The organism is Paenibacillus lentus (genome assembly GCF_042714055.1).
In the GTDB taxonomy this organism is placed as follows: Bacteria; Bacillota; Bacilli; order Paenibacillales; family Paenibacillaceae; genus Fontibacillus; species Fontibacillus lentus_A.
On record NZ_JBHGVC010000004.1, the window covers coordinates 457,012 to 478,582 of the forward strand.

The following is a 21,571-nucleotide window of genomic DNA, read 5'->3' on the forward strand; positions in this document are numbered from 1 at the left end:
GAACGGGTGGATTGACCCCTTGTGAACCGACTGATCTTTTCGGCTGTTTGGTGAGGGGGGCAGGGTGCGGGTTCGGGGCATGCTTGGATGGCTGTCTGGCAGCCCTTGGATTGAAGTGTATTGGGCTTGGGCTAATGGCTGAGTGATTGATATGATTAGGTTGAATGATTATTGATATAAGTTATAGGTTATAGGTATGGGTTACCGATATGAGTTACGGATATGAGTTGCTGATATGAGTTATTTGGTAAGTATTATGGGGTTTGTTATTGGTATGAGTTACTGATAGGAGTCATGATTGAGCTACTAACGAGAAATGATCGATGATGTAGGTTTGTACGAATCGACTTGGAAGGAGCTTCCCTACAAATTCGAGGGCGGCACGCGGAGCTATTGATGTGGGTAATGGATATGACGATATGAACAAGTGGCACTGGTTGATCAGGCTTACTGATCGGCCACTATATATTGGTTTTCGAAACGCCGTAAGGCGTTTTTTTGAAGATTATAGAATTTATAAGTTTTCAGCGGAGCTGAGCAATTCTATAATCGCAAGAAAAACTACTGCTAAACGCGGTCTGTCTTCTGTGAATGTACGTCGATAGACGTTTTTTTTATGAGATAGGAAGGTATGAGCGTCTGATTGTTTGATTCATTAAGGTATAAAAGTTTGATTAGCGGTACGATCCGCCGGATGGATAAAATATTAAGAGCAAGCTTTCATATGTAAGCTTCTGGACTTCGATCTCGTGTTTATATAGTTATGGTTGGGCTATGGTCGGATACAAAGTACAACGAATACAGTGAATACATTGGTTGAAGTAGTTAAATTAGTTAAATTAGTTAAATTAGTTAAGTTAGCTAAAGTGGTTTAGAGGTTGCAGAGGTTACATGGGATGCAGAAAATGCAGAGGATGAGGGGATTTATTAAAAAGCTAACTGTATTTGTTGCAATTATATTAAGCGATCCTATCTTAAATGTGAAATGACCTGTATTTACTGTAGTTAAAATGGAGTAAAAGGGGCAGAGACGCGGAAAAGGATGTTTTTAGATACATGAATGCAGTTAATTTATAGAAAACTCCGATTTGGACTTAAAGTAGCTGCATAAAATCCAGTTAAATCTACAGTAGGCCGACTCGGCACGTCATATCTAACCAAGCTCAGTCCTTGAATTGCACTTTATTTTGTTTGTTTTGGCTATTCTGGTGTAGTGTGTAATTGTTCTTTACAGTTGTTTTTATAACTTGTATTTTGACTGTGCTTCACTTCATTTTAGTCTTCATATTAAAATTCTCCGATCTAATATACTCTGAGGGCTCCAACTTTCCATCCAGGTTCTAGCAGACGTTTCAGAGTCATATCTATAAGTATAGCGAACAAAAAGTATAACGAATTCAAACGCTAGGATCGCATGGTCTTGTGGCAGCAAAAGAAGGCGTGCGATTGCAGCATGAATCGGGATGGAGGTTGCTTGCTTTGGGTATGGAAACGAAAAAAAGCTCCTTAATCATTAATCTAGCGGCTCGCAACAATAAAATAGAGCAGAGCTGCGCTTCGATTGGAAGCAGCTTGGACAGTATGAGGCTAAAGAGAACGGCAGGGCAAGGACAGCGAGCTTCCGAATCGCTTTATACCCGAGTGGAAGGAAAGAGACCGGGGGTTCAGGATAGGAAGTCGTTAAAGCGGCCGCTGCCGCCATCGGAGTCCGAGTTTGGGGCGGCGTTGCGGTCGGGAGCGTTAGAAGCTGCAGAAAGGGCAGCAGTTGAGAGTGATCCGTTCCAGTTAAATAGAAGGAAGGATGCTATGAAGCCCAACGGGAATGCAGCTCTGCCGCGCCCGCCACGCAGCAGCGAGCTGCCCGCGCCGCGCTCGCTGCGCGCTGTCCGCGTACGCGTCCCTGCGGGCACGCGCGCGCACCGTTCCTTCCGCCATCGCGGAAGGAACAGTGCCAAGCTCGGCGCTGCGCTCGCCTCGCTGGCCGCGGCGGCCGTGCTGCTGGCTGCCCTCGTTGGCAGCCGGAGCAGCCCCGGGCCAGCGACTGCGCCGCTGCCGGGCGCGGCCGAGCAGCCTGCTGCGCCCGGGGCTGGGAGCGCCGGGCTCGGCCCGGTGGCGGTGCCGCCCGCAGCCCAGCTCCCGGCAGCGCCGGCCGCCAGCGAGCTGCCCTCGGTCAGCGTCTATTTGACGAAGACCGGGGGCATAGAGACGCTGCCGCTCGAGCAGTACGTAACCGGCGTCCTGGCGGCAGAAATGCCGGCCGACTTCGAGCTCGAGGCGCTCAAAGCGCAGGCCATCGCCGCCCGGACGTTCATCGTTCGCCGGCTGGCAGACGGCGATCGCAGCGGCGTGCCGGTCAAAGGCGCGGACGTCGTCGATTCGGTGGATCATCAAGCCTACCTATCCAGCAAAGAGCTGGATAAATGGCCGGAGCTTGGGAAGAGTGAGCAGCTGGCCAAGCTTCGCCGCGCGGTTGAAGAAACGAAAGGCATCATTATGACTTACCATGGCAAGCCGATCACCGCGACCTTTTTCTCCGCGAGCGGCGGCTATACCGAGAACTCGGAGGAATATTGGTCGCTGAAGCTGCCTTACCTGCGCAGCGTGCCCAGTCCTTGGGAAAAAACGGTGAATCCTTCCTTCAAGCAGACGGTGACAATTTCGATGAACGAGCTGTTCGCCAAGCTGGGGCTCAAGACGCCAGCCCTTCCCGTAACCGCCTCCGTAAAAGATAAAGAGCCATCCTTGTCCTCGGCGGCGTCTTTTCAAATCAAAGCTTATACGGCAGGCCGCAGCGTAAAAAGTATGCTCATTAACGATCATTCCTTTACCGGGCGAGAGCTGCGGGAGAAGCTTGGGCTGCGTTCGGCTCAGTTTACAATGAGGTTGGACGGGGACAATGTACAGATAACAACGTACGGGAACGGGCACGGCGTAGGGATGAGCCAATGGGGAGCCCATGGGATGGCCAAGCAGGGATATACGACTACGCAAATTCTCAAACACTATTACACGGGTATATCATTTGAACAGGCATCCGCCTTGTTAAAGAGCTGAATTTTTAAAAATATTACTATAATCGAAGTATAAAAGAGTCGCCCTCGGTAACACTGGTTATTGAGGTGATACCAATGAATGAACAAAAACCAAAAAATCAACCCCATGAGGAAGCTCCCAAAAATATAATGGGTGAGCCGGAAGCTCCGGTATCCACATGGAAAAAAGTATTGTCCAAGAGATGGGTATATCCAGCAGCGTATGTGGCGGCAGCGGCAATTATACTAACCTTAGTGTGGGTCTACCAGGATGCAGGCCGCAAGCCGATGGAATCGACCCCCGCCAGCGTAACGGATACCGTTCAGCTTCCAGATGACGAAATTGTTCGGGACAACACCCCGGAAAAAGCAGATGTACAAAAGACAGCTAACACGGAAGACTTGATCTGGCCGGTGGCCAATGTGTCCGAGGTGTCGATCGTTAAGCCGTTCTATGAAAAAGAAGGCTCGGCAGAGGATCACCAGGCGGCGATGGTCGAGTACAAGGATACCTTTACACCGAATACGGGCATCGATTTGGCCCGCGAGGATGACAAGCCTTTTGAAGTAAAAGCCGCGCTCGCCGGAAAAGTGACTCGGGTTGAAGAGCATCCGCTGCTCGGTTATGTGGTGGAGATTACTCATGCGGACAATCTGAAGACCGTATACGAGAGCTTGGCCGATGTTAAAGTGAAGCAAGGCGCCGAAGTGAAGCAGGGCGATTCCATTGCCAATGCTGGGCGGAATGAGATGGAGAAGGATCTAGGCAACCATGTCCACTTTGCGGTATATGAGAATGGAGAGTTAGTCAATCCGGTTACTGTGCTTCCTAAAAATTAAAAATCGGTTTCTCGGTCTGAAAAGGCGAAGAGCTTCATAGCTCTCCGCCTTTTCTTGCTGTTTGGCCCGCTTTTGCAAATAAATGATCTTGTCCGTGCTTGTCAGGCCTCAGAAACCGTGAATATATGGGCACGCCCCTCATATAATGTACCAAACTATCTCGAGTAGGGAGGCGGGAGCGTGCACGATTACATCAAAGAACGGACGATTAAAATAGGACGCTGCATCGTGGAAACTCGGCACACGGTTCGCACGATTGCCAAGGAGTTTGGCGTATCCAAGAGCACGGTGCATAAAGATTTGACCGAGCGTCTTCCGGAAATTAATCCGGATTTGGCAGATCAGGTGAAGCACATTCTCGAATACCATAAGTCGATTCGGCATCTCCGGGGAGGAGAGGCGACCAAAATCAAGTATAAAAAGAAAGGGCAGAATAAACGCGAGGCGATCGGCTCGGCAAAATAACTTTCATTCAGGCAAGGAATATCCACAAGGGCAACAGGATTGTCATTGAACACATCCCCCAAAGTATGGTATTTTTAAATATGGCATGGAAAAGCGGATTTTTATCTATAAATCCCGAAATATAAAGGATTAATCGTACTTTTTGTCGAATAATAACGAAAGTAATGAAGGGAAACTTTTACCATATACTAAAGGCAGCGTTTTCCACGATTTACAAAATACGCTTTGGGGGAGCATCGGGATGATGAGCAAGGATATTGGTATTGATTTAGGTACGGCAAATGTATTGATTCATGTAAAAGGAAGAGGGGTTGTTCTCGATGAACCCTCTGTTGTAGCGATAGAAAGCGACACGAAGCGCGTGCTTGCCGTCGGTGAGGATGCGCGGCGCATGGTCGGGCGTACGCCTGGAAATATCGTTGCCATCCGTCCGCTTAGAGACGGAGTCATTGCTGATTTTGAAATTACGGAAACGATGCTGAAATATTTTATCAATCGGGTTGGAGCGAAAAGCTGGTACAGTCATCCCCGTGTTCTGATTTGTGCGCCCACGAATATTACGTCTGTAGAACAGAAATCGATCCGCGAAGCCGCAGAGCATAGCGGGGCAAAAGATGTATTTCTGGAAGAAGAGCCGAAGGCGGCAGCTATCGGCGCAGGCATGGACATATACGAGCCGAGCGGTAACATGGTGGTCGATATCGGCGGCGGAACGACGGATGTGGCGGTGCTCTCCATGGGGGACATCGTCACGGCTTCGTCGATCAAAATTGCCGGGGACACCTTTGATACCGCCATTATTAAATATATTAAAACAAAGTACAAGCTTCTGATCGGAGAGCGGACAGCCGAGGATATCAAGATTGCCATCGGTACGGTACATCCGGCAGGGGTGGTGGCCGAGCTGGACATTCGCGGAAGAGATATGGTATCCGGCTTGCCATTGACGATCACGATTACTTCAAAAGAAGTCCAGGAGGCTTTGTCTGATCCTGTCTCCTCGATCGTCACTGCAGCGAAATCTGTACTGGAGCGTACACCGCCAGAGCTGTCAGCGGACATTATTGATCGGGGCGTTATTTTGACCGGGGGAGGCGCTCTCCTGAATGGATTGGACGAGCTGTTATCGGAGGAGCTGCGGGTTCCGGTGCTGATCGCGGAGGATCCGATGCACTGCGTCGTTAAGGGTACAGGAATGATGCTGGATAATTTGGACAGGGTCATTAAGAAAAAGTTCTAACAAACCGATATATAATTGAAGAACAATTTAATCTTCATTAAACAGTAATATAGATAAGTTAATCAGTTTGGAGGTTGTCCCATGTTAAGAGGTCTCTACACCGCAGCATCCGGCATGATCACGGAGCAAAGACGCCATGATACGGTGACGCAGAATATAGCAAACATTAATACACCGGGCTACAAGCAAATGAACAGCGTATCGCGTGCCTTTCCCGAAATGCTTGTATCGCTCGTGGGTGACAGCACAACCGGTACAAGGCGGATTGGGAAGCTGAACACCGGAGTTTTTGTGGAGGAGAGTTTGCCGTCTTATATGCAGGGCGACTTGATGGAAACGGGAAAGAACTCGGATTTCGCTCTCATTTCCAATATCGAGCTGGAGGATCCTGCTACGGGAGAGCCTATTCCATTTGATGCTTCCGGGAAATACGTGACGGAGGATGGAGAAATCATTTACCGTCCGGCGGCATTTTTTTCCGTCATGGACAGCAGCGGGAATGTCCGCTATACTCGTGACGGCAGTTTTTATGTGAATCCCGAGGGCGAACTGCGAACCATGCAAGGCTACCAAGTGCTTGACTCGGAAGGGAATGCGATTATTCTCGGGCCGGATCAGCCGATCGATTCGCTGAAGATTGATGCTCAGGGAAATCTGCAAAGCAATGGAGAGCCGATTGAGATTCAATTGGGCATCTCGGTTGTTACCCGGCCACAGGCGCTCTTTCGCGAAGGAAACGGCGTGTATCTCGTTCAAGATGAAGAGGCTGCGGAAGTTCGGGCTCTTGAAGAGGACGAGCAGGTACAGGTACAGCAAGGTTACGTCGAAGGCTCTAACGTAAGCATCGCCCAATCGATGGTTGATTTGATGGCTGCGCAGCGGGCTTATGAATCCAATCAGAAAATGATCCAATATTATGATAAAAGCTTGGAAAAAGCGGTTAATGAAATCGGCCGTGTATAATAGGAGGGCCACATGAATAACTCTATGATCAGTGCTATGGTATCCATGAATGGAATCCAGCAGCGCCTGGATTTGATTGCCGATAATATGGCTAACGTGAATACGGTTGGATATAAGCGGAAGGAAGCAGCCTTTCAAGATACGCTGAACAGCGTCATGCAGCAGTCCTCCGATTTTCAATTGGCCGGCCGCGCTACTCCGCTTGGTGTTAATATGGGCTTCGGTTCCCGGATGTCGGAGCTTTCGGTGAACTATACGCAGGGAACCATGAAAGAGACCGGCAATATGACGGATCTTGCGATTCAAGGCAATGCGATGTTTCAGGTTCTGACTCAGAATGGGGAGATCGGATACACCCGGGCAGGAAACTTCAATATTCAACCTAACCCGGAGGATCCAGGAGTAGGGTATCTCATGACGGCTTTGGGAAATCCTGTGCTGGATTCCGATGGTGAATTAATTGAAGTTCCCTCTGGTTCAACATTGCATATTGATGGAGCAGGAAATATTATAGCTATAGATGGAACGACGGAAACAGAGGTCGGGCGGATTGGGCTGGTTACTCCGCTGCGTCCCGACTCGCTGATTCAGAAGGATAGCAATTTATTTGTACTGCCTCCGGGCGAGAGAGAAGGCGTCATCATGGCTACCTCAGATCTGGCTCAGGAAGAACAGGCTACGATTCGGCAGGGTGTCCTTGAGAACTCCAATGTCGACTTGGCAAATGAAATGGCTGAAATGATGAAAGTGCAGCGGGCTTATCAGCTTGCTGCACGCGCGCTAACTTCCAGTGATACAATGATGAATTTAGCCAATAACTTGCGCGGATAGGTGGAGAATTTCATGAGGCAAGATAACAAACCGGTTAAGAAACGTTCCGGCTGGATCATACTCCTGCGGATCTTTCTCATCCTGCTGTTCCTTGGCCTAGCACTGTTTGGTGGAGCAGTTGTAGGGTATGTCGTACTCGGCAAGCAGGATATCAGCGGTGTCCTGGAATGGAGTACATGGAGACATGTGTTTGACTTAGTATTTGCTCCGTAACAGGTGCTAAATCATGAGACAATTGCAAAAAAATGACGAAGGACTCCCGGAAATCGGGAGTTTTCTTTTTTAAAGCGGAAAATGTATAATGATGGGGGTGCTATATGCCAGGAGAAATTCAAAAGGGCTTGATCCATAATCGGCATAATGCCTCATTATGGATCAGCCCCTTATCTTAACCCTCGCTTCTGCAGAGGCGAAGGATAATTACAGTTTGGCCGTCTCCCGTCATTTTTATACGGTAGGGCGAGTGAAAAATAGAATAGTGAAGGGAGTATTACATATGTTAGACTCAAAGCAAATTCAAGAAATCATTCCACATCGTCCTCCATTTTTATTGGTGGATCGCATTATTGAAATGGAGGATGGCAAACGGGCTGTCGGAATTAAGAACGTCACGGTCAATGAGCCGTTTTTCGCCGGGCATTTTCCGGAGTATCCGGTAATGCCGGGAGTGCTCATCACGGAAGCGCTTGCCCAGGTTGGGGCAGCAGCGATTCTCAATGTGGAGAGCAACCGGGGTAAAATCGGTTTTCTCGCCGGTCTGGATGGTTTCCGTTTTCGCGGACAGGTTGTCCCTGGCGATACTTTGCGGCTTGAGGTAGAGATTATCCGGCTTAAAGGCTCCATCGGAAAGGGCCGGGCTGTAGCTTCGGTAGAAGGCAAAGTCGTGGCGGAAGGCGAGATCATGTTTGCGCTGTCCTAATGGACTTGGTTTGATTCCCACCAACAAGTGGTTTGTACACCTATAGAGATAAGTTTAAGGAGGAGCGTGTAACCATGGCTGAATTGAGTCATACCGTTGAGGAGAAAGTGAATAGTTGGCTTCAAGATCCATCGATTGACGAAGCAACGAAAGAGGAACTGAGAGCATTAGCAGGTGATCCTACGGAGCTGGAGGATCGTTTTTACCGGGACTTGGAATTCGGTACGGGTGGACTACGGGGCGTTATCGGAGCGGGGAGCAACCGGATGAACCGTTATACGGTTGGACGCGCAACGCAAGGGTTGGCCCAATATCTGATTAAGGCTCATGGCAATCAAGCAGGACGGCCATCGGTCGTCATCGCGCATGACAGTAGACACTTTTCCCCGGAATTCGCGCTTGAAGCCGCTTTGGTGCTGGCTGGGAACGGGATTGAAGCCAAGCTGTTTCCGTCTCTTCGTCCTACGCCGCATCTATCCTTCGCGGTTCGTCATCTCGGAGCAACCGGAGGGATTGTCATTACGGCCAGCCACAACCCGCCGGAGTATAATGGTTATAAAGTGTACAACGCTAACGGGGGGCAGCTTGTCCCGCATGAGGCGGAGCAGGTTATTGCGAACATTAAGGAGCTTACTTCTTTTGAACAGGTGCAGCGTCTCACCAAGGAGGAGGCTGAAGCCCAGGGCCTGCTTGTCTGGCTAGGTGAAGCCGAGGATGAGGCATTTTTTGATACGGTGGCTAGCGTCAGTTTGAATCCTGAGCTGCTATCCTCTGGTGCTGGTAAAGAGGTTGTTGTGGTATTTACGCCTCTTCACGGTACGGGCAATATACCTGTGCGTCGCGTACTGGATAAGCTTGGCTTTACGCAGGTTCATGTAGTGAAGGAGCAGGAGCAGCCTGACGCTGAATTCTCTACCGTAAAATCGCCAAATCCGGAAGAACGCGATGCCTTTAAGCTGGCCATTGAGCTGGGGGAGAAAGTGGGGGCGGACATCCTGATCGGTACCGACCCGGATGCGGATCGGATGGGCGCTGTGGTCAAGAACGCGGCAGGCGAGTACGAGATTCTAACAGGCAATCAGTCCGGCGCTATTCTCGTTCACTATATTTTGAGCCAGATGAAGGAAGCCGGCAAGCTGCCGAGCAATGGGGCCGTTGTCAAGACGGTCGTCACTAGCGAGTTCGGTGCTGAAATTGCCCGCTATTACGGGGCGGAAGTATTCAATACGCTGACCGGGTTTAAATATATCGGCGAAAAAATGGATCAGTTCGAGCAGTCCGGAGACTACACATATTTGTTTGGTTATGAGGAAAGCTACGGTTATTTAGCCGGAAATTATGCCAGGGATAAAGATGCTGTCGTCGCTTCCACGCTCATTTGCGAAGCGGCCGCTTACTATAAGCAGCAAGGCAAGTCGCTGGTCGATGTTCTTGAGGAGTTGTATGCCAAGTTCGGCTATTATCGCGAATCGTTAGTGTCGCGGACGCTAAAAGGCAAAGACGGGCTGGCGCAAATCGTTGCATTAATGGATCAATTCCGGAACGAGCCGCCGAAGAGCATTGGAGCTATACCGGTAACCAAGGTAGAGGACTTTTCCTTAGGCCTCTATGGACTGCCGAAGGAGAATGTATTGAAATTCGCGCTTGAAGACGGCTCATGGTTCTGCCTTCGTCCTTCCGGCACGGAGCCAAAAATTAAGTTTTACTTCGCGGTGAGAGGAACTTCGGGTGTGGATGCGGCAGCTCGGCTGAAGCATTTGCAGGAAGAAGTGCTGAAACGCGTTGACGCATAAGCTTAAAGCGCAATTGGTTACTGTATTGTGATTGCTTATTAGAAGCTTGACTGCTTATTAAATTATAATTGGTTATTGAATTAAGATATTGAGTTAGATTTATACAGCGGAATTGAGTTCGATTGAGTAGTTTGCATGAAAACTCGCAAATGTTGGCGAGATGGATTTCATTTTGTCCTTTCCCGGGATAATTCGGCCAAAAGCGGAATCAAACCGGGAGAGGGCGGGATTCATATTGAGGAGGTACCTTTGTGATCCAAGGTTGGCCGCGGTGGAATAACGCTTCCCGCAAATGGTTGTGGATATTGGTTGTAGTCGGCATCGTTGCTTCTTTGCCTGTCATTTATCAGCGTGTTCAGACGGAGGCATCGGCTAAGAAAGTAGAGTTTGTTTTTAATTATCGCGGATTGCTGGAGGTTGCATCCTACCAGGCTGATCCTACGGCCTATATGAACGAACAGCTAGATCGTTTGAAGAAGGCTGGCGTCGGCTCGATGGCCATGTTTGAAACGACTTTAGACGAGCTGTCCAAGGCGCGTCGGATTATGCTGTTTACGGCTGCGGATGTAGCCAAGCAGAATAATGCCGTCATTGAAGAGAATGGAAACTATACTTACGTCGCTTTTACGAATGAAGAGAATGAACGGCAGCTTCGACCGCTCATCGAGCAGGGGCTGCGAAATTTGGATATTGCTGTTTCTTCTTGGCAGTATGGGGAGCACGGCGGTCTTATGATTGCAGCGGGGCCGGAGGATGCGGTGTTGAAGCCGCTTCTGGAGACGGATCCGATCGCATTTGCGATGCTGCGGGATAAGGGGTTTAGCATCGTGCCTCGCCTTAGTGATAATGTACCGTTTAATGAAGAAGATGTGGACAAGCTGCTGTCTTTTTATAAAGAAAATGGAGTAACGCGGATCATGCTCGACGGGGAAGGTGTAAAAGGCTTCCGCGAGGATGAGGAGAAGAACAGCGTCGAGACGATGGCAGAATTATTGAACAAGCATGAGCTTGGGATCGTTGCTATTGAAAATATGAAGATTCAGCCTAAAGGCTTCCATAAGATCGCCTATTTGACCGACTATAACGCGGTTCGTCTGTTCTCGTTGTCGGATACCGACGTTAATTTAGATAAAATGGTCGTTGCCGATAAGATCGCACTAGCGACTAAGGATCGGAATATTCGCATGATTTATATTAATGCCGCTCCAAGCAAGGATTTGCAAAAGGGTGCGGTAACGAATCCGCTCGACAATATCGTGCATACGCTTCTGGAGCCGGGAAATGCCGTAGAGCGCGTGAAGAATAATGGCTTTGAATTGGGACAGGCGGAGGCTTTTCAGGTTGTGGATGCCTCTTGGCAAAAATATTTGAAAGCCGTCGTCGTTGTAGGCGGCGTAGCATTTGTGGCGCTTCTAGTGTCCATTTTTGCTCCATCGCTGACGCTGGGCTCATTTCTTATCGGACTTGTAGGCTCAGCAGGTTTATATGTATTGAAGCCTACTTTACTGGAGCAGGCTCTGGCTTTGTTCGTGGCGATCAGTGCGCCGACGATTGCAATGATTTTGGCTATACGCAAGGTGAGGGAGCTCAATAAGGCGATACCGGACATGTCCGCCGGCCGCAGGCTGACTCACACGCTTGTACTGTATTTCAAAACAGCCGTACTGTCTTTGCTGGCTGTGCCGTTTATAATTGCCTTGCTTAACAATATTACGTATAGCTTGGTTCTTAACCAGTTCCGTGGGGTTAGTCTGCTGCACCTGGCTCCGATATTCTTGGTTGCTGTTTATATTATGTTGTATAAGGGTACTAACTTGGTGCAGGAATTACGGGCCTGGATGCGTATGCCGATTACTCTCGTGATGGTTGTAGGAGCGGTTGTGCTTGGCGCTGCTGCATTCTATTACTTGTCCCGTACCGGGAATGCGGGAACCCCGCTTCCGGGAGAAGCGGCATTTCGGTCGATGCTGGAGAATACATTTGGCGTAAGGCCGCGTAATAAGGAATTTTTATTGGCTCATCCATTATTCATTGTTGGTATTTTTGCTGCTTTCCGTTATCGGTGGGCGCTGTATGTTATGGTTGTGGCGGTAATTGGTCAGCTGTCAATGGTAGATACCTTTGCCCATATTCATACACCGGCCGTGCTTTCGCTCATTCGCGGCATACTTGGTCTAGGCCTCGGTTTGATCTTTGGATTATTGGCCGCTCTAGTATGGTATATCCTTGAAAGGTGCTGGGAGAAATGGTCGCCACGTCTTCTCAAACCATAGTTATTTCGGGTTACTACGGATTTCGCAATATTGGGGACGAAGCGGTGCTGCAATCGATTTTGGCTGCTTTGCGGGAAGAGAGCGAGGCAGCCGGGGTAGCGATCGAGCCCGTCGTCTTATCGATCGATCCGGAATGGACGGCGCGGACTTATGGAGTCAAGGCTGTACACCGGATGAAATTCAGTGAAGTAAGGAACGCTATCAAGAATAGCAGCGGTCTCATTAGTGGCGGGGGCAGCCTGCTGCAGGATGCGACCGGTATAAAATCCATACCTTATTATTTAGGGGTCATTAAGCTGGCGCAATGGATGCGTAAGCCCACCTTCATTTATGCTCAAGGGATCGGGCCAGTGAATCGAGGGATGTTCCGGCCTTTAATTGCTTCTGTGTTTCGTCGCTGCCAGTATGTTTCCGTTCGCGATGTGGAATCGGCAGCTTTGCTGCGAGACATCGGGATTCCCCAAAATATGATTGAAGTCGTTCCCGACCCGGTGATGGGGTTGTCCTTGCCTGATGGGAATCCGTTGACGAGGATGACTGATGATTCTGTAACATCTACAGGCCCTGGAGCTTCGAACGTTAAAAATGAGTCAGCCAGTTCAGAAGCAGTCGATCCTTCCGCAAAGCCTGAGCTTCCTGTTGTCGGCGTCTCCGTCCGTTTCTGGAATCCGCAGCGGACGGAGTTGATGCAGCTGGCCGAGGGCCTGGATGCGATGATGAGTAGAATGCCGTTGAATATTCGATTTTTGCCGTTCCATTATCCGGGTGATGACGAGGCTTCCCGCTTCGTGATGAACATGTTAAGTCATGTGGAGGATCAGGGCAGCAAGGTCAGCATCGCGCCTCAGAGCGAGACCCCGCTGGAGATGCTGGAAGAAGTAAGCCGGTGCGATTTACTGATTGGCATGAGGCTCCATAGTCTGATCTATGCAGCCTCCCAAAATGTGCCGATGCTCGGTATCTCGTATGATCCTAAAATCGATCACTTCCTCGGTCGTCTCGGCAGCGTGCCTGCAGGAACGAGCTATGACCTGGATCATCGCATTGTGGCTTCCGAGAGCGAACGCCTTTTACTCGACCAGGAAGGGTGGCGCGCATCGCATGCAGCGCAGCTGGAGAAATTGCGGCGGGAGGCGCAGCTTCCTGCAAAACGAATCGTGGAATATTTACGAAAGTAAGGGAGAGCTTGGCGTGGATGGCGACAACAATATCGTAACGATTTTTGGGATTCCTTTTTCCAAGTGGGGAATGCAGGAGACGGTTCAATATTTAACCGATGTGATTTCTTCCCGTAAACCGCATCAAGTCATTACCGCAAATCCGATTATGGTCATGGCCGCTCTAGAGGATCCTTCATATAAGAAGATGATGCAGCAAGCAGAACTGATCGTGCCTGACGGAACGGGCGTCGTCTGGGCTTCCCGGGTGGGCGGCGACCCGGTCTCTGAACGCGTGGCCGGCTATGAGCTCCTGCATGAATTAATGAAGCAGGGAGAGCGTCACTGCTGGAAGGTGTATTTGCTCGGAGCCAGTCCTGAGGTCGTGCAAGAGACGGCGAAACGGCTGAAAATTCAATATCCGGGAACGGAAATTGTTGGCTGCCGGGACGGTTATTTTAGCTCGGAGCAGGATGAAGAGGTCGTGGAGGAAATTCGTAGAACAAGCCCGGATCTGCTGTTTGTTGCCCGTGGTGCTGATACTCAGGAGCCGTGGATCGCCAAATACAAGCAAAGGCTTGCCGTTCCCGTCATGATGGGTGTGGGCGGCAGCTTTGATGTCATATCTGGCCGAACCAAACGGGCTCCAAAAGTGTTCCAGAAGCTTCGGCTGGAATGGTTATACCGCTTATTGAGGGAACCAACCCGGTTCCGTAGAATGCTTGCGCTGCCGAAATTCGTAGCTCGTGTGCTACGTGAGAGAGGAAACCTTACAAAATCGCGTTAAATAAGATGCTTTTGGAGGAATACGGCGCAAAACTGCTAAATTACGGACTTGGTGATTTACTTTTAAACAGAGTATAATTCATTCCGGGCAGAACAATTGGGGGTTGAATTTTACATGTGGCTTATATATGTCATCGGATTTATTGTTTCGCTCGGCCTTGCGCTGGGTTTGACGCCGCTCGTAAAGAAGTTTGCTTTTAAAGTCGGCGCGGTAGACGTACCTAATGCCAGAAAAGTGCATACGAAGTTAATGCCAAGATTGGGCGGATTGGGAATATATTTAGCATTTATCGTTGCTTTTTTCATCGTACTCCCGTTTATTCCGGAATCGTTCTCCGTACGCGAAGTAAACTTCGTTAAAGCTTTTCTTGTCGGTGGAACGATGATTCTGCTGCTTGGCGCATTAGACGATCGTTTCGATCTGTCGGCCAAATTGAAGTTTCTTGTACAGATTGCTACGGCGTGTGTCGTCGTATTCGGCTTTGATATTAAATTGGAATTCGCCAATATTCCTTTTCATACGTACTCCTCCCTGGAGAGCTGGATTGCCATTCCATTCACCATTCTATGGATCGTAGGCGTCACGAACGCCATTAATTTGATCGATGGTTTGGATGGGCTCGCCGCAGGAGTTTCCGCGATTGCCATTGGTACTATTGCGGTCATGGCCTTCCTTATGGGGAATGTCGTTGTGGCTTTGCTATGCCTTCTGCTGCTTGGCAGCATTATCGGATTTTTATACTTCAACTTTCATCCGGCCAAAATATTTATGGGGGATTCGGGAGCGCTCTTTTTGGGATTTAGCTTGGCGCTGCTCTCGCTCCTCGGCTTCAAGCAGATCGCGATCGTGTCCTTCTTGACGCCGCTCATTTTGATCGGTGTACCTTTGTCGGATACGCTGTTTGCCATCGTTCGCCGCTGGGTACAGAAGAAACCGATATTTTCGCCGGACAAAGGCCATTTGCATCATTGCCTGCGTGAGCTTGGTTTTTCCCACCGTCAGACGGTGCTCATTATTTACGGAATTGCTGCGTTTTTCGGCGTGCTGGCCGTCATTCAATCATCGGCTGCGATGTACAATGCGAACTGGGTAACGTTTGTCGTCATTTGCATCATGGTCTTCTTCCTGCAAATCGGCGCCGAAGTCATCGGCCTGATCGGTAAGACTAAGCGTCCGCTGCTTGATTTCTTTGCCCGGCTGCGCATGAAGGCGAATGCGGAGCGCGGTTCGAAGTGATGTGTTTAGAGTAGTAATGATTAGGACAATATGAAGCAATCGCAATTATAATTTTGACTTTCTATCGGACAACCCTTGCTGCGTCCTAAACGCAGTAGGGGTTGTCTTGTCTTGAGTGGACTGCTCAATGCGGGTGGATGTGGTTGCTGCACACACTAGCTGTATTTATGGTAGTTAAAGGGCGGTGTATCGCTAAATGTGTATAACTAGTTGGAATTCTTGTATTTAAATTGAGGCCAAGGGACGAGGAGGGCCAAAAGCAGTGCCTTTAAATACACGAAATACAGCTAATTCTCGAAATTGCTGAGAAAAGACAAAAGTAGTTGCATGAAATCCATCTAAATCAACGATAGGCCGTGCGATCAAAGTAAAGAAATGTAAACAACTTGTGAAAGGGGCTCGACAGACGTCTTTCTTGTTCTTACTCCACTGCCTTTATTAATCCGTATGATGTAAGTATAATAAAGTTAGGTAAGAAACTGTCGAATTTATTTTTATCAATTTGTATGAGAGGGAGTTATTCCGATGAGTGAACAACTGCTTCGAGAGATACTACAAAAGGTAAGCAATATTGAGATTGAACAGGGATCGATGAAGTCAGACATGCAGACCATGAAGTCTGAGATGAAGATCATGCAGTCAGACATGAAGACCATAAAATCTGAGATGCAGACTATGAAGGCGGATGTTCAGTCTGTCAAAGGGACTCAGGAGCTGATGCAAACTCAGCTCAATGAGACGAATGCTATCGTCAGAGCGATTCGTGATCGTCAGGACGAGACGGATGCGAAACTAGATGCGCTTAGCATGGACGTTCATAAGCTTCGGGGTGATTTTGTACGGCTTCAAGAAGGGCAAGAACGCCATGAAAAGGTATTGGAGAAGCTTTCCCTGCGATCCATTGAGCAGGAGACGGACATATCGGCGTTACGCCGTGCAAAATAATGGCATGTATTATTCCTTGGCTACGCCAATAATATAGTTTGGACAACCCCTGTGAGCATCTTATGCCCATCAGGGGTTATTTTGTTTTTTCAAGATGCCATGCTGTTGGACTAGAAACACCGACATATCAAGGATGCACGAGAAATTTACGGATTAGGCTGCTAAAGCGACTTATATTATGAGAAGCTAATGCTAATCTTTTTTACATAATTCCTAAAAAGTTGGATGTTACTGGCCGATAACTAATTTATATGACTCTTGGACGGTTTCCGACACGTGTTGCGGGAATCACTCAAAATTACTAGTAAAAAAGGAGAGATTATACTCATGCAGCGCATTAAGAAACCTTTCGTATGGCTTATGCTAATCGCATTGGTTATTACGTTAGTCCCGGTCGGCTTAGCTAAGCCTGTGCATGCGGCAACAAACATTTTTATGCTTGATGACAGGGAGCTTCAAGCGACCTCCTCGCTAACGACAGAATTTGGGGATAATCAAATCAAGCGGGAGAACGTCTTGGTGACAACCAACTCCACGCTAACCATTACAGGGACTTATACGACAGTTAATGAAGAATCCCTGAGAGCCAGGGTAGAACAGTTGACCTCTACTAAGAATGCTAGTGGCCAAATAGAATGGGTTACTGATAGTACGCACTTTAAAGACGGTTCGATCACTAAAGATACTTCATCTACAGTTCAAAGATTTAAGGCAACCAACTTATCGTTATTTCCTGGCTTCAATAAAATTACGTTGTCAGGCTCGCAAAACGGGATAACCCGTTCCGATGTGTTTTACGTTCTTTATGACCAGGTTCCTTACGTACAGGAACTGAAAATGCTGGGATCCAGCAGCGGCGAAATTTATTTGAACGAGGGAATCAAGGTGGTTTCCGACCGGGAAAATATTTCGATCCAGGGCGAAGTTAAAAATGCAACAGATGTAACAGTTGCTATTAACAATGAGAACCCGCTCATGTCTACATTGACTCAGACCGGTAAGTTTTTCTCCCCTTCGCTCAAGCTGAAGACTGGTCTTAATACGCTGACCATTGTTGTTAAGACTGGCGCTGACTCCGTGACGCTCAAGCGCGAAGTATATTACTTTGATAAAAGCAGTCCTTTTATAAAAATTATGATGACTCATGACGGCAAGGACTATGACTTGTTCCAAAAAACACCTACTGTAACAGGAGCAGTGACGACAAGTCCTACCGGTGTGCTTGAGGTAGAAGTTTTGCTGCCGGATACCGGGAAGTCATTTACAGAAGCTGGCGTTGTGCATATTGATAGCACGCCTGTTTCGGCATCTGATATTTCCATCGTCTCTGATGTTGCGATTCCTGCTCCAGATGGAGTGAGCGCAGCCTATCGCTTGGTGACGTTCAAGATCAATTCTTTTGCTTTCAAGGAAGATCCAAATAATGCATCGGTATTGCTGGAGAATCAAGTGGCTTCTTTAACGGTAGCTTATGACAATGCTTTGAATGCATCATATTCCATGAGCTTTAAGTATTTGCCGGGTAGAATCGGTATCACCGATATGAAATATTTGAAGAACTTCGATCCAGGGAAACAATTGTCTGATCAAAGCCAAATAGCCCTAAACGGGGCTGAAGTCGACAAGGAAGAGTTCTACATTCTAGTCACTGGCGATCAGGATATTAGTGGTGCAACCTTGGGGGGACAATATTTGCCAATCGGCGGTGCAGTGACATTAACGCCGCAGTCTTCTATCCCTGGCATGACCGCAGAGCAAAGAATATATAAGGTTGAGGGCTTTTCCAGCGGAAAGCAGCAGGTAAGGTTCTCCTTTAATGGTTCGAATGCCTATTATGTTGCGACGATTTCATATGCAACGAAAAACTTTATTTACATCGAAAATATGTATGATGGACAGACCTTTGAGGTAGATTCATCCATCACAACGACCCAAACAATCAGAATTAAGGGTCAATATAAAGATTTCGAGAATGTGGAAAACGCTGAGTTTTTTGTAAACGGAAAGCCTGGCAAGGAATTAACCGATCCTGTCGATCTGATGGCTGGTGAAAAGTATAAGGATTTTGATTTCGATCTTGCAGTAAATATAAACGGTCCACTGTTCTATGGAGAGAACCGGATTGTCTTTACAGGTACATCTGTCGATGGGCAAGGGAACTCCCGTACAGTTCGCAAAGAGCTGCGGATTTACATCTTAGATAAGAATTTATCCAATATTACAATATTCCGTCCTGCCTTGGCAGACTCTGACAAGCGGGAGTCCTTCCTTGGATTGGAATTGAATGATATGACGGTCAATCCGAAGCTGGATCGAATTTTGGAGTTGTCTCCGGAATTTGAACTGAAAGAAGGCAGTTATGAGACTAGCCAATTGAAATATGACCTTGTTCTGCAAGGTGGCGGAGCCAAAATTATTAATCTGAATTTAGGTTCGGCTAAATTCTTCTCCTCTCAGGATATTAAAGCAGTCGGTTGGGATAGCGGGGACTTGTCAAATAATGGGCAAGGCGATACACAAATTGTTTCTGGCACTTTCAAAGACCGAAATAATGTGGAGTACAAATATAATCTAGCTGTATTCAAAGACAAATTCGTGCTGCGTATTGAGGATGTTCCATTTGATACTCCAGGCAGTCATGTTTATAATGTAGAGCTGATTAATGCAACGGGATCTCGAACTAGCCAACGACTTGAAATAACTAGGGTATTGGCTGCGTTCCGTATTTTGTCTCCGAAGCCAACGGTTGGCGATCAAATTATTGTGAATAAAAACTTTGTCCGCTTCGATATTGAAGCTGAAGGTGCTACAAGAGTTATTGTTGACAAAGAGGATGCTACGAAGCGTACAGACATGAACAACCGCTTCTTCTACGATTTTGTGGGATTGAAGCCGGATAAAACGACGAAGATCAAGATTCAAATTATTCGCGGAACTGAGACGCTAAATCACACGGTTGAGGTTTACTATGCAAGTGCGATAGCGATAGATTCTCAGTACATGACTGAAAAACCAGCGAATAAATATTCCGCCTTCAACAAAGCGTTAGAGCTCAGCTTTCCAAAGGGAACTGTGCTGCAAACAGCAAATGTTGGAACCAATGAAGTCACAAAGTTCTATCCGGACAATAAATACTTGTTCGGGATTGCTGATCCCAAAAATGGGATTGTAGAAATTCGAAACGACTATGGAAATATTATTAATGTGAACAAGGATGATCGTACACCAAACGGCGAAAGCAGTATCCGTCTTCCAGCGGATCTCGTTGAGCTGTTTAATCTTCCGACGAAAACCTATAACTTTACTAGAGTCTCCAACGTATATTGGATTAGCGGAGGGATCGGCGAGAAGGGCAGTAAGACCGACCCTGGTTATAAACCGGCTACGAATGGTTTGCCGCCTTATTCCGTCCTGCCGCAGTATTCAGACTATGGTAACTTTAAGGATGTAGCGATTTTCGAGCCGGAAAGAAAGCTTGTTCCATCGCAAAGAGGTACTTTGAAGCTGGCATTCGATAAGAATGTAGTTGATGCAGCGGGTACAACGATTACGGTATTCCGGTTTAACGATAAGGCGGAATGGGAGAATATTGGCGGTGCGGTCAATACGAAGGATAACACAATCACTGTTCCGTTTGATGAGTTCGGCTATTACATGGTTATGAAACAAAGCCGTGGCTACAGCGATATTACTAACCATCCATGGGCGCGAAATATTTTAAATGCGTTGTATGCAAAAGGCATTATGACTAACGTACAAGCAAGTGCGTTCGGTGCTGATGACCTGACTACGCGCGGTGAGTTTGCTACTCTCCTCGTAAAAGGGTTAAACCTTCCATTGAATTATGATATGAATGTTCAAACTTACTTTGACGTTGTGCCTGGTGCCAGAACGGATACTTGGGATTTCAAATACATCGAGACTGCCTCAAGAGCTGGTATTATCTCTGGCCTTGGCGAAGGGTATTTTGGCGTAGAGGAGCCAGTGACAAGACAGCAGGCGGCCATGATGGTTGCCCGTGCGCTTAAACTGAAGCTGCCTGCGAATGATAACAAGCTGAAAGACGCTCTTGCCAAGCAGTTCCTTGATTCGGGTAGAATAGACCCGTATGCCCGTCCTGCTGTTCAGGCTGTGTACAAAGCGAAAATCATGGAGGCCCAACAAACCATGCTTCCAGGGCAGAAGAAGGCATCTTATAACTTTAATCCTGAGAGCAGCATGACTCGGGCTGAAGCCGGTAAGATTGCGGTAGAGCTGCTTAAAAAGAGCACGAACATTTTCCCTAAAAACTTAAGTTAATCATGAAAGAGCCCTTGCCCGTAATGATAAGCGGGAGGGGCTCTCCTTTTTTCCAATTACATCATTTTGTAATTTGTTGGAGATTACGTTACAATAGCAAAAGAAGTAGTAGACATTTTAGCAAAAGGGTGAATATGGACAGATGAAACCGATCCTATCGAAGGCTCAGCTAGGCTATATGAAAGCAAAGACAAAATTCGAGGATAAATCGAAAGTTTTGGAGAAAAAGATCGAAGAAACGGCTAAAGTCCAAGAGGTTACTCAGGAAGTGATGGAAGCCCTAGTAGTGGAAACTGGATTCCATGAAGCATTCAACGCATTGCGCAAAGCTGAGAATGAGCTCATCGATTGGTCGCATATGACGATGAAACATGAGAAAACCTATAAAGACAACAAGAAGCCGATTGAAGATATGTACGCTAAGCTAGATACAGATCCTCAAATGCGCGCCCGGATTATTCAGCTGGCGATGAAAGTCAGATAATTGCATTATAATGGAATAATCTTTTTATTTTTAAATGAATGAGACGTCCAATTGGACGTCTTATTTGTGCTGAACGGGCATAAGCTAATGATATTGAGGATTGGCAAATGTTGCTTAATGACTGGGATAAACAGGTATGTTATACTAATTTCCGTCAGGCGGTAAGGGAAGAAATAAGTTGTAAATGAGGATAAGCTTAGAAAAGTAACAAAGTTGCAAATTTTTTTAAAAAGTCCGCAACTTTTTGAATCCTGGCGCGTTTAAGATGTAGAGCATTTACAATGATGACCAATTAATGTGACTAAAT

Annotated in this window: 16 protein-coding genes; all 16 read left to right on the forward strand. The window is 47.6% G+C overall.

What is annotated here, in order from left to right:
- Window positions 1-1,422 precede the first annotated feature (1,422 nt).
- Complete coding sequence (gene spoIID, locus ACE3MQ_RS11975; protein ID WP_379392839.1) at window positions 1,423-3,054, forward strand: stage II sporulation protein D; 1,632 nt, start codon at window positions 1,423-1,425, stop codon at window positions 3,052-3,054.
- 74 nt (window positions 3,055-3,128) lie between these two features.
- Complete coding sequence (locus ACE3MQ_RS11980) at window positions 3,129-3,872, forward strand: peptidoglycan DD-metalloendopeptidase family protein (RefSeq protein ID WP_379392840.1); 744 nt, start codon at window positions 3,129-3,131, stop codon at window positions 3,870-3,872.
- A gap of 180 nt (window positions 3,873-4,052) precedes the next feature.
- Window positions 4,053-4,337, forward strand: a complete 285-nt coding sequence (gene spoIIID, locus ACE3MQ_RS11985) for a sporulation transcriptional regulator SpoIIID (RefSeq protein WP_379392841.1) — start codon at window positions 4,053-4,055, stop codon at window positions 4,335-4,337.
- Between the two features lie 241 nt (window positions 4,338-4,578).
- Window positions 4,579-5,577, forward strand: coding sequence for a rod shape-determining protein (gene mreB, locus ACE3MQ_RS11990; RefSeq protein ID WP_379392842.1), 999 nt, complete (start codon window positions 4,579-4,581; stop codon window positions 5,575-5,577).
- A gap of 81 nt (window positions 5,578-5,658) precedes the next feature.
- Window positions 5,659-6,540, forward strand: coding sequence for a flagellar hook-basal body protein (locus tag ACE3MQ_RS11995; RefSeq protein ID WP_379392843.1), 882 nt, complete (start codon window positions 5,659-5,661; stop codon window positions 6,538-6,540).
- A 12-nt stretch (window positions 6,541-6,552) separates the two neighbouring features.
- The gene (locus tag ACE3MQ_RS12000; protein WP_379392844.1) at window positions 6,553-7,371 is read left to right on the forward strand and encodes a flagellar hook-basal body protein; all 819 of its coding nucleotides are present in this window, start codon (window positions 6,553-6,555) and stop codon (window positions 7,369-7,371) included.
- Window positions 7,372-7,383: 12 nt separating this feature from the next.
- On the forward strand, window positions 7,384-7,584 hold the full coding sequence (locus tag ACE3MQ_RS12005) for a DNA-directed RNA polymerase subunit beta (RefSeq protein WP_379392845.1): 201 nt from the start codon (window positions 7,384-7,386) through the stop codon (window positions 7,582-7,584).
- Window positions 7,585-7,867: 283 nt separating this feature from the next.
- Complete coding sequence (gene fabZ / locus ACE3MQ_RS12010; protein ID WP_155612498.1) at window positions 7,868-8,290, forward strand: 3-hydroxyacyl-ACP dehydratase FabZ; 423 nt, start codon at window positions 7,868-7,870, stop codon at window positions 8,288-8,290.
- 74 nt (window positions 8,291-8,364) lie between these two features.
- Window positions 8,365-10,083 carry a phospho-sugar mutase gene (locus tag ACE3MQ_RS12015; protein WP_379392846.1) on the forward strand — a complete coding sequence of 573 codons (1,719 nt, stop codon included), beginning with the start codon at window positions 8,365-8,367 and terminating at the stop codon, window positions 10,081-10,083.
- A gap of 251 nt (window positions 10,084-10,334) precedes the next feature.
- Window positions 10,335-12,356 (forward strand): DUF5693 family protein, encoded by a 2,022-nt coding sequence (locus ACE3MQ_RS12020; RefSeq protein WP_379392847.1) that lies wholly within the window; start codon window positions 10,335-10,337, stop codon window positions 12,354-12,356.
- Entirely contained in the window at window positions 12,329-13,534 is a 1,206-nt protein-coding gene (csaB, locus tag ACE3MQ_RS12025) for a polysaccharide pyruvyl transferase CsaB (RefSeq protein ID WP_379392848.1), read from the forward strand. The genes ACE3MQ_RS12020 and csaB overlap by 28 nt, the downstream gene beginning before the upstream one ends.
- Window positions 13,458-14,300: a WecB/TagA/CpsF family glycosyltransferase gene (locus ACE3MQ_RS12030; protein WP_379392849.1), complete on the forward strand. Its 843-nt coding sequence runs from the start codon at window positions 13,458-13,460 to the stop codon at window positions 14,298-14,300. Before csaB ends, ACE3MQ_RS12030 begins: the two co-directional genes overlap by 77 nt.
- 114 nt (window positions 14,301-14,414) lie before the next feature.
- Window positions 14,415-15,536: a glycosyltransferase family 4 protein gene (locus ACE3MQ_RS12035; protein ID WP_379392850.1), complete on the forward strand. Its 1,122-nt coding sequence runs from the start codon at window positions 14,415-14,417 to the stop codon at window positions 15,534-15,536.
- A gap of 525 nt (window positions 15,537-16,061) precedes the next feature.
- On the forward strand, window positions 16,062-16,481 hold the full coding sequence (locus tag ACE3MQ_RS12040) for a hypothetical protein (RefSeq protein ID WP_379392851.1): 420 nt from the start codon (window positions 16,062-16,064) through the stop codon (window positions 16,479-16,481).
- Window positions 16,482-16,808: 327 nt separating this feature from the next.
- A complete protein-coding gene (locus ACE3MQ_RS12045; RefSeq protein WP_379392852.1) occupies window positions 16,809-20,780 on the forward strand; it encodes an S-layer homology domain-containing protein in 3,972 nt (1,323 codons plus the stop codon).
- Between the two features lie 142 nt (window positions 20,781-20,922).
- Window positions 20,923-21,264: a hypothetical protein gene (locus ACE3MQ_RS12050; RefSeq protein ID WP_379392853.1), complete on the forward strand. Its 342-nt coding sequence runs from the start codon at window positions 20,923-20,925 to the stop codon at window positions 21,262-21,264.
- Window positions 21,265-21,571: the final 307 nt, after the last annotated feature.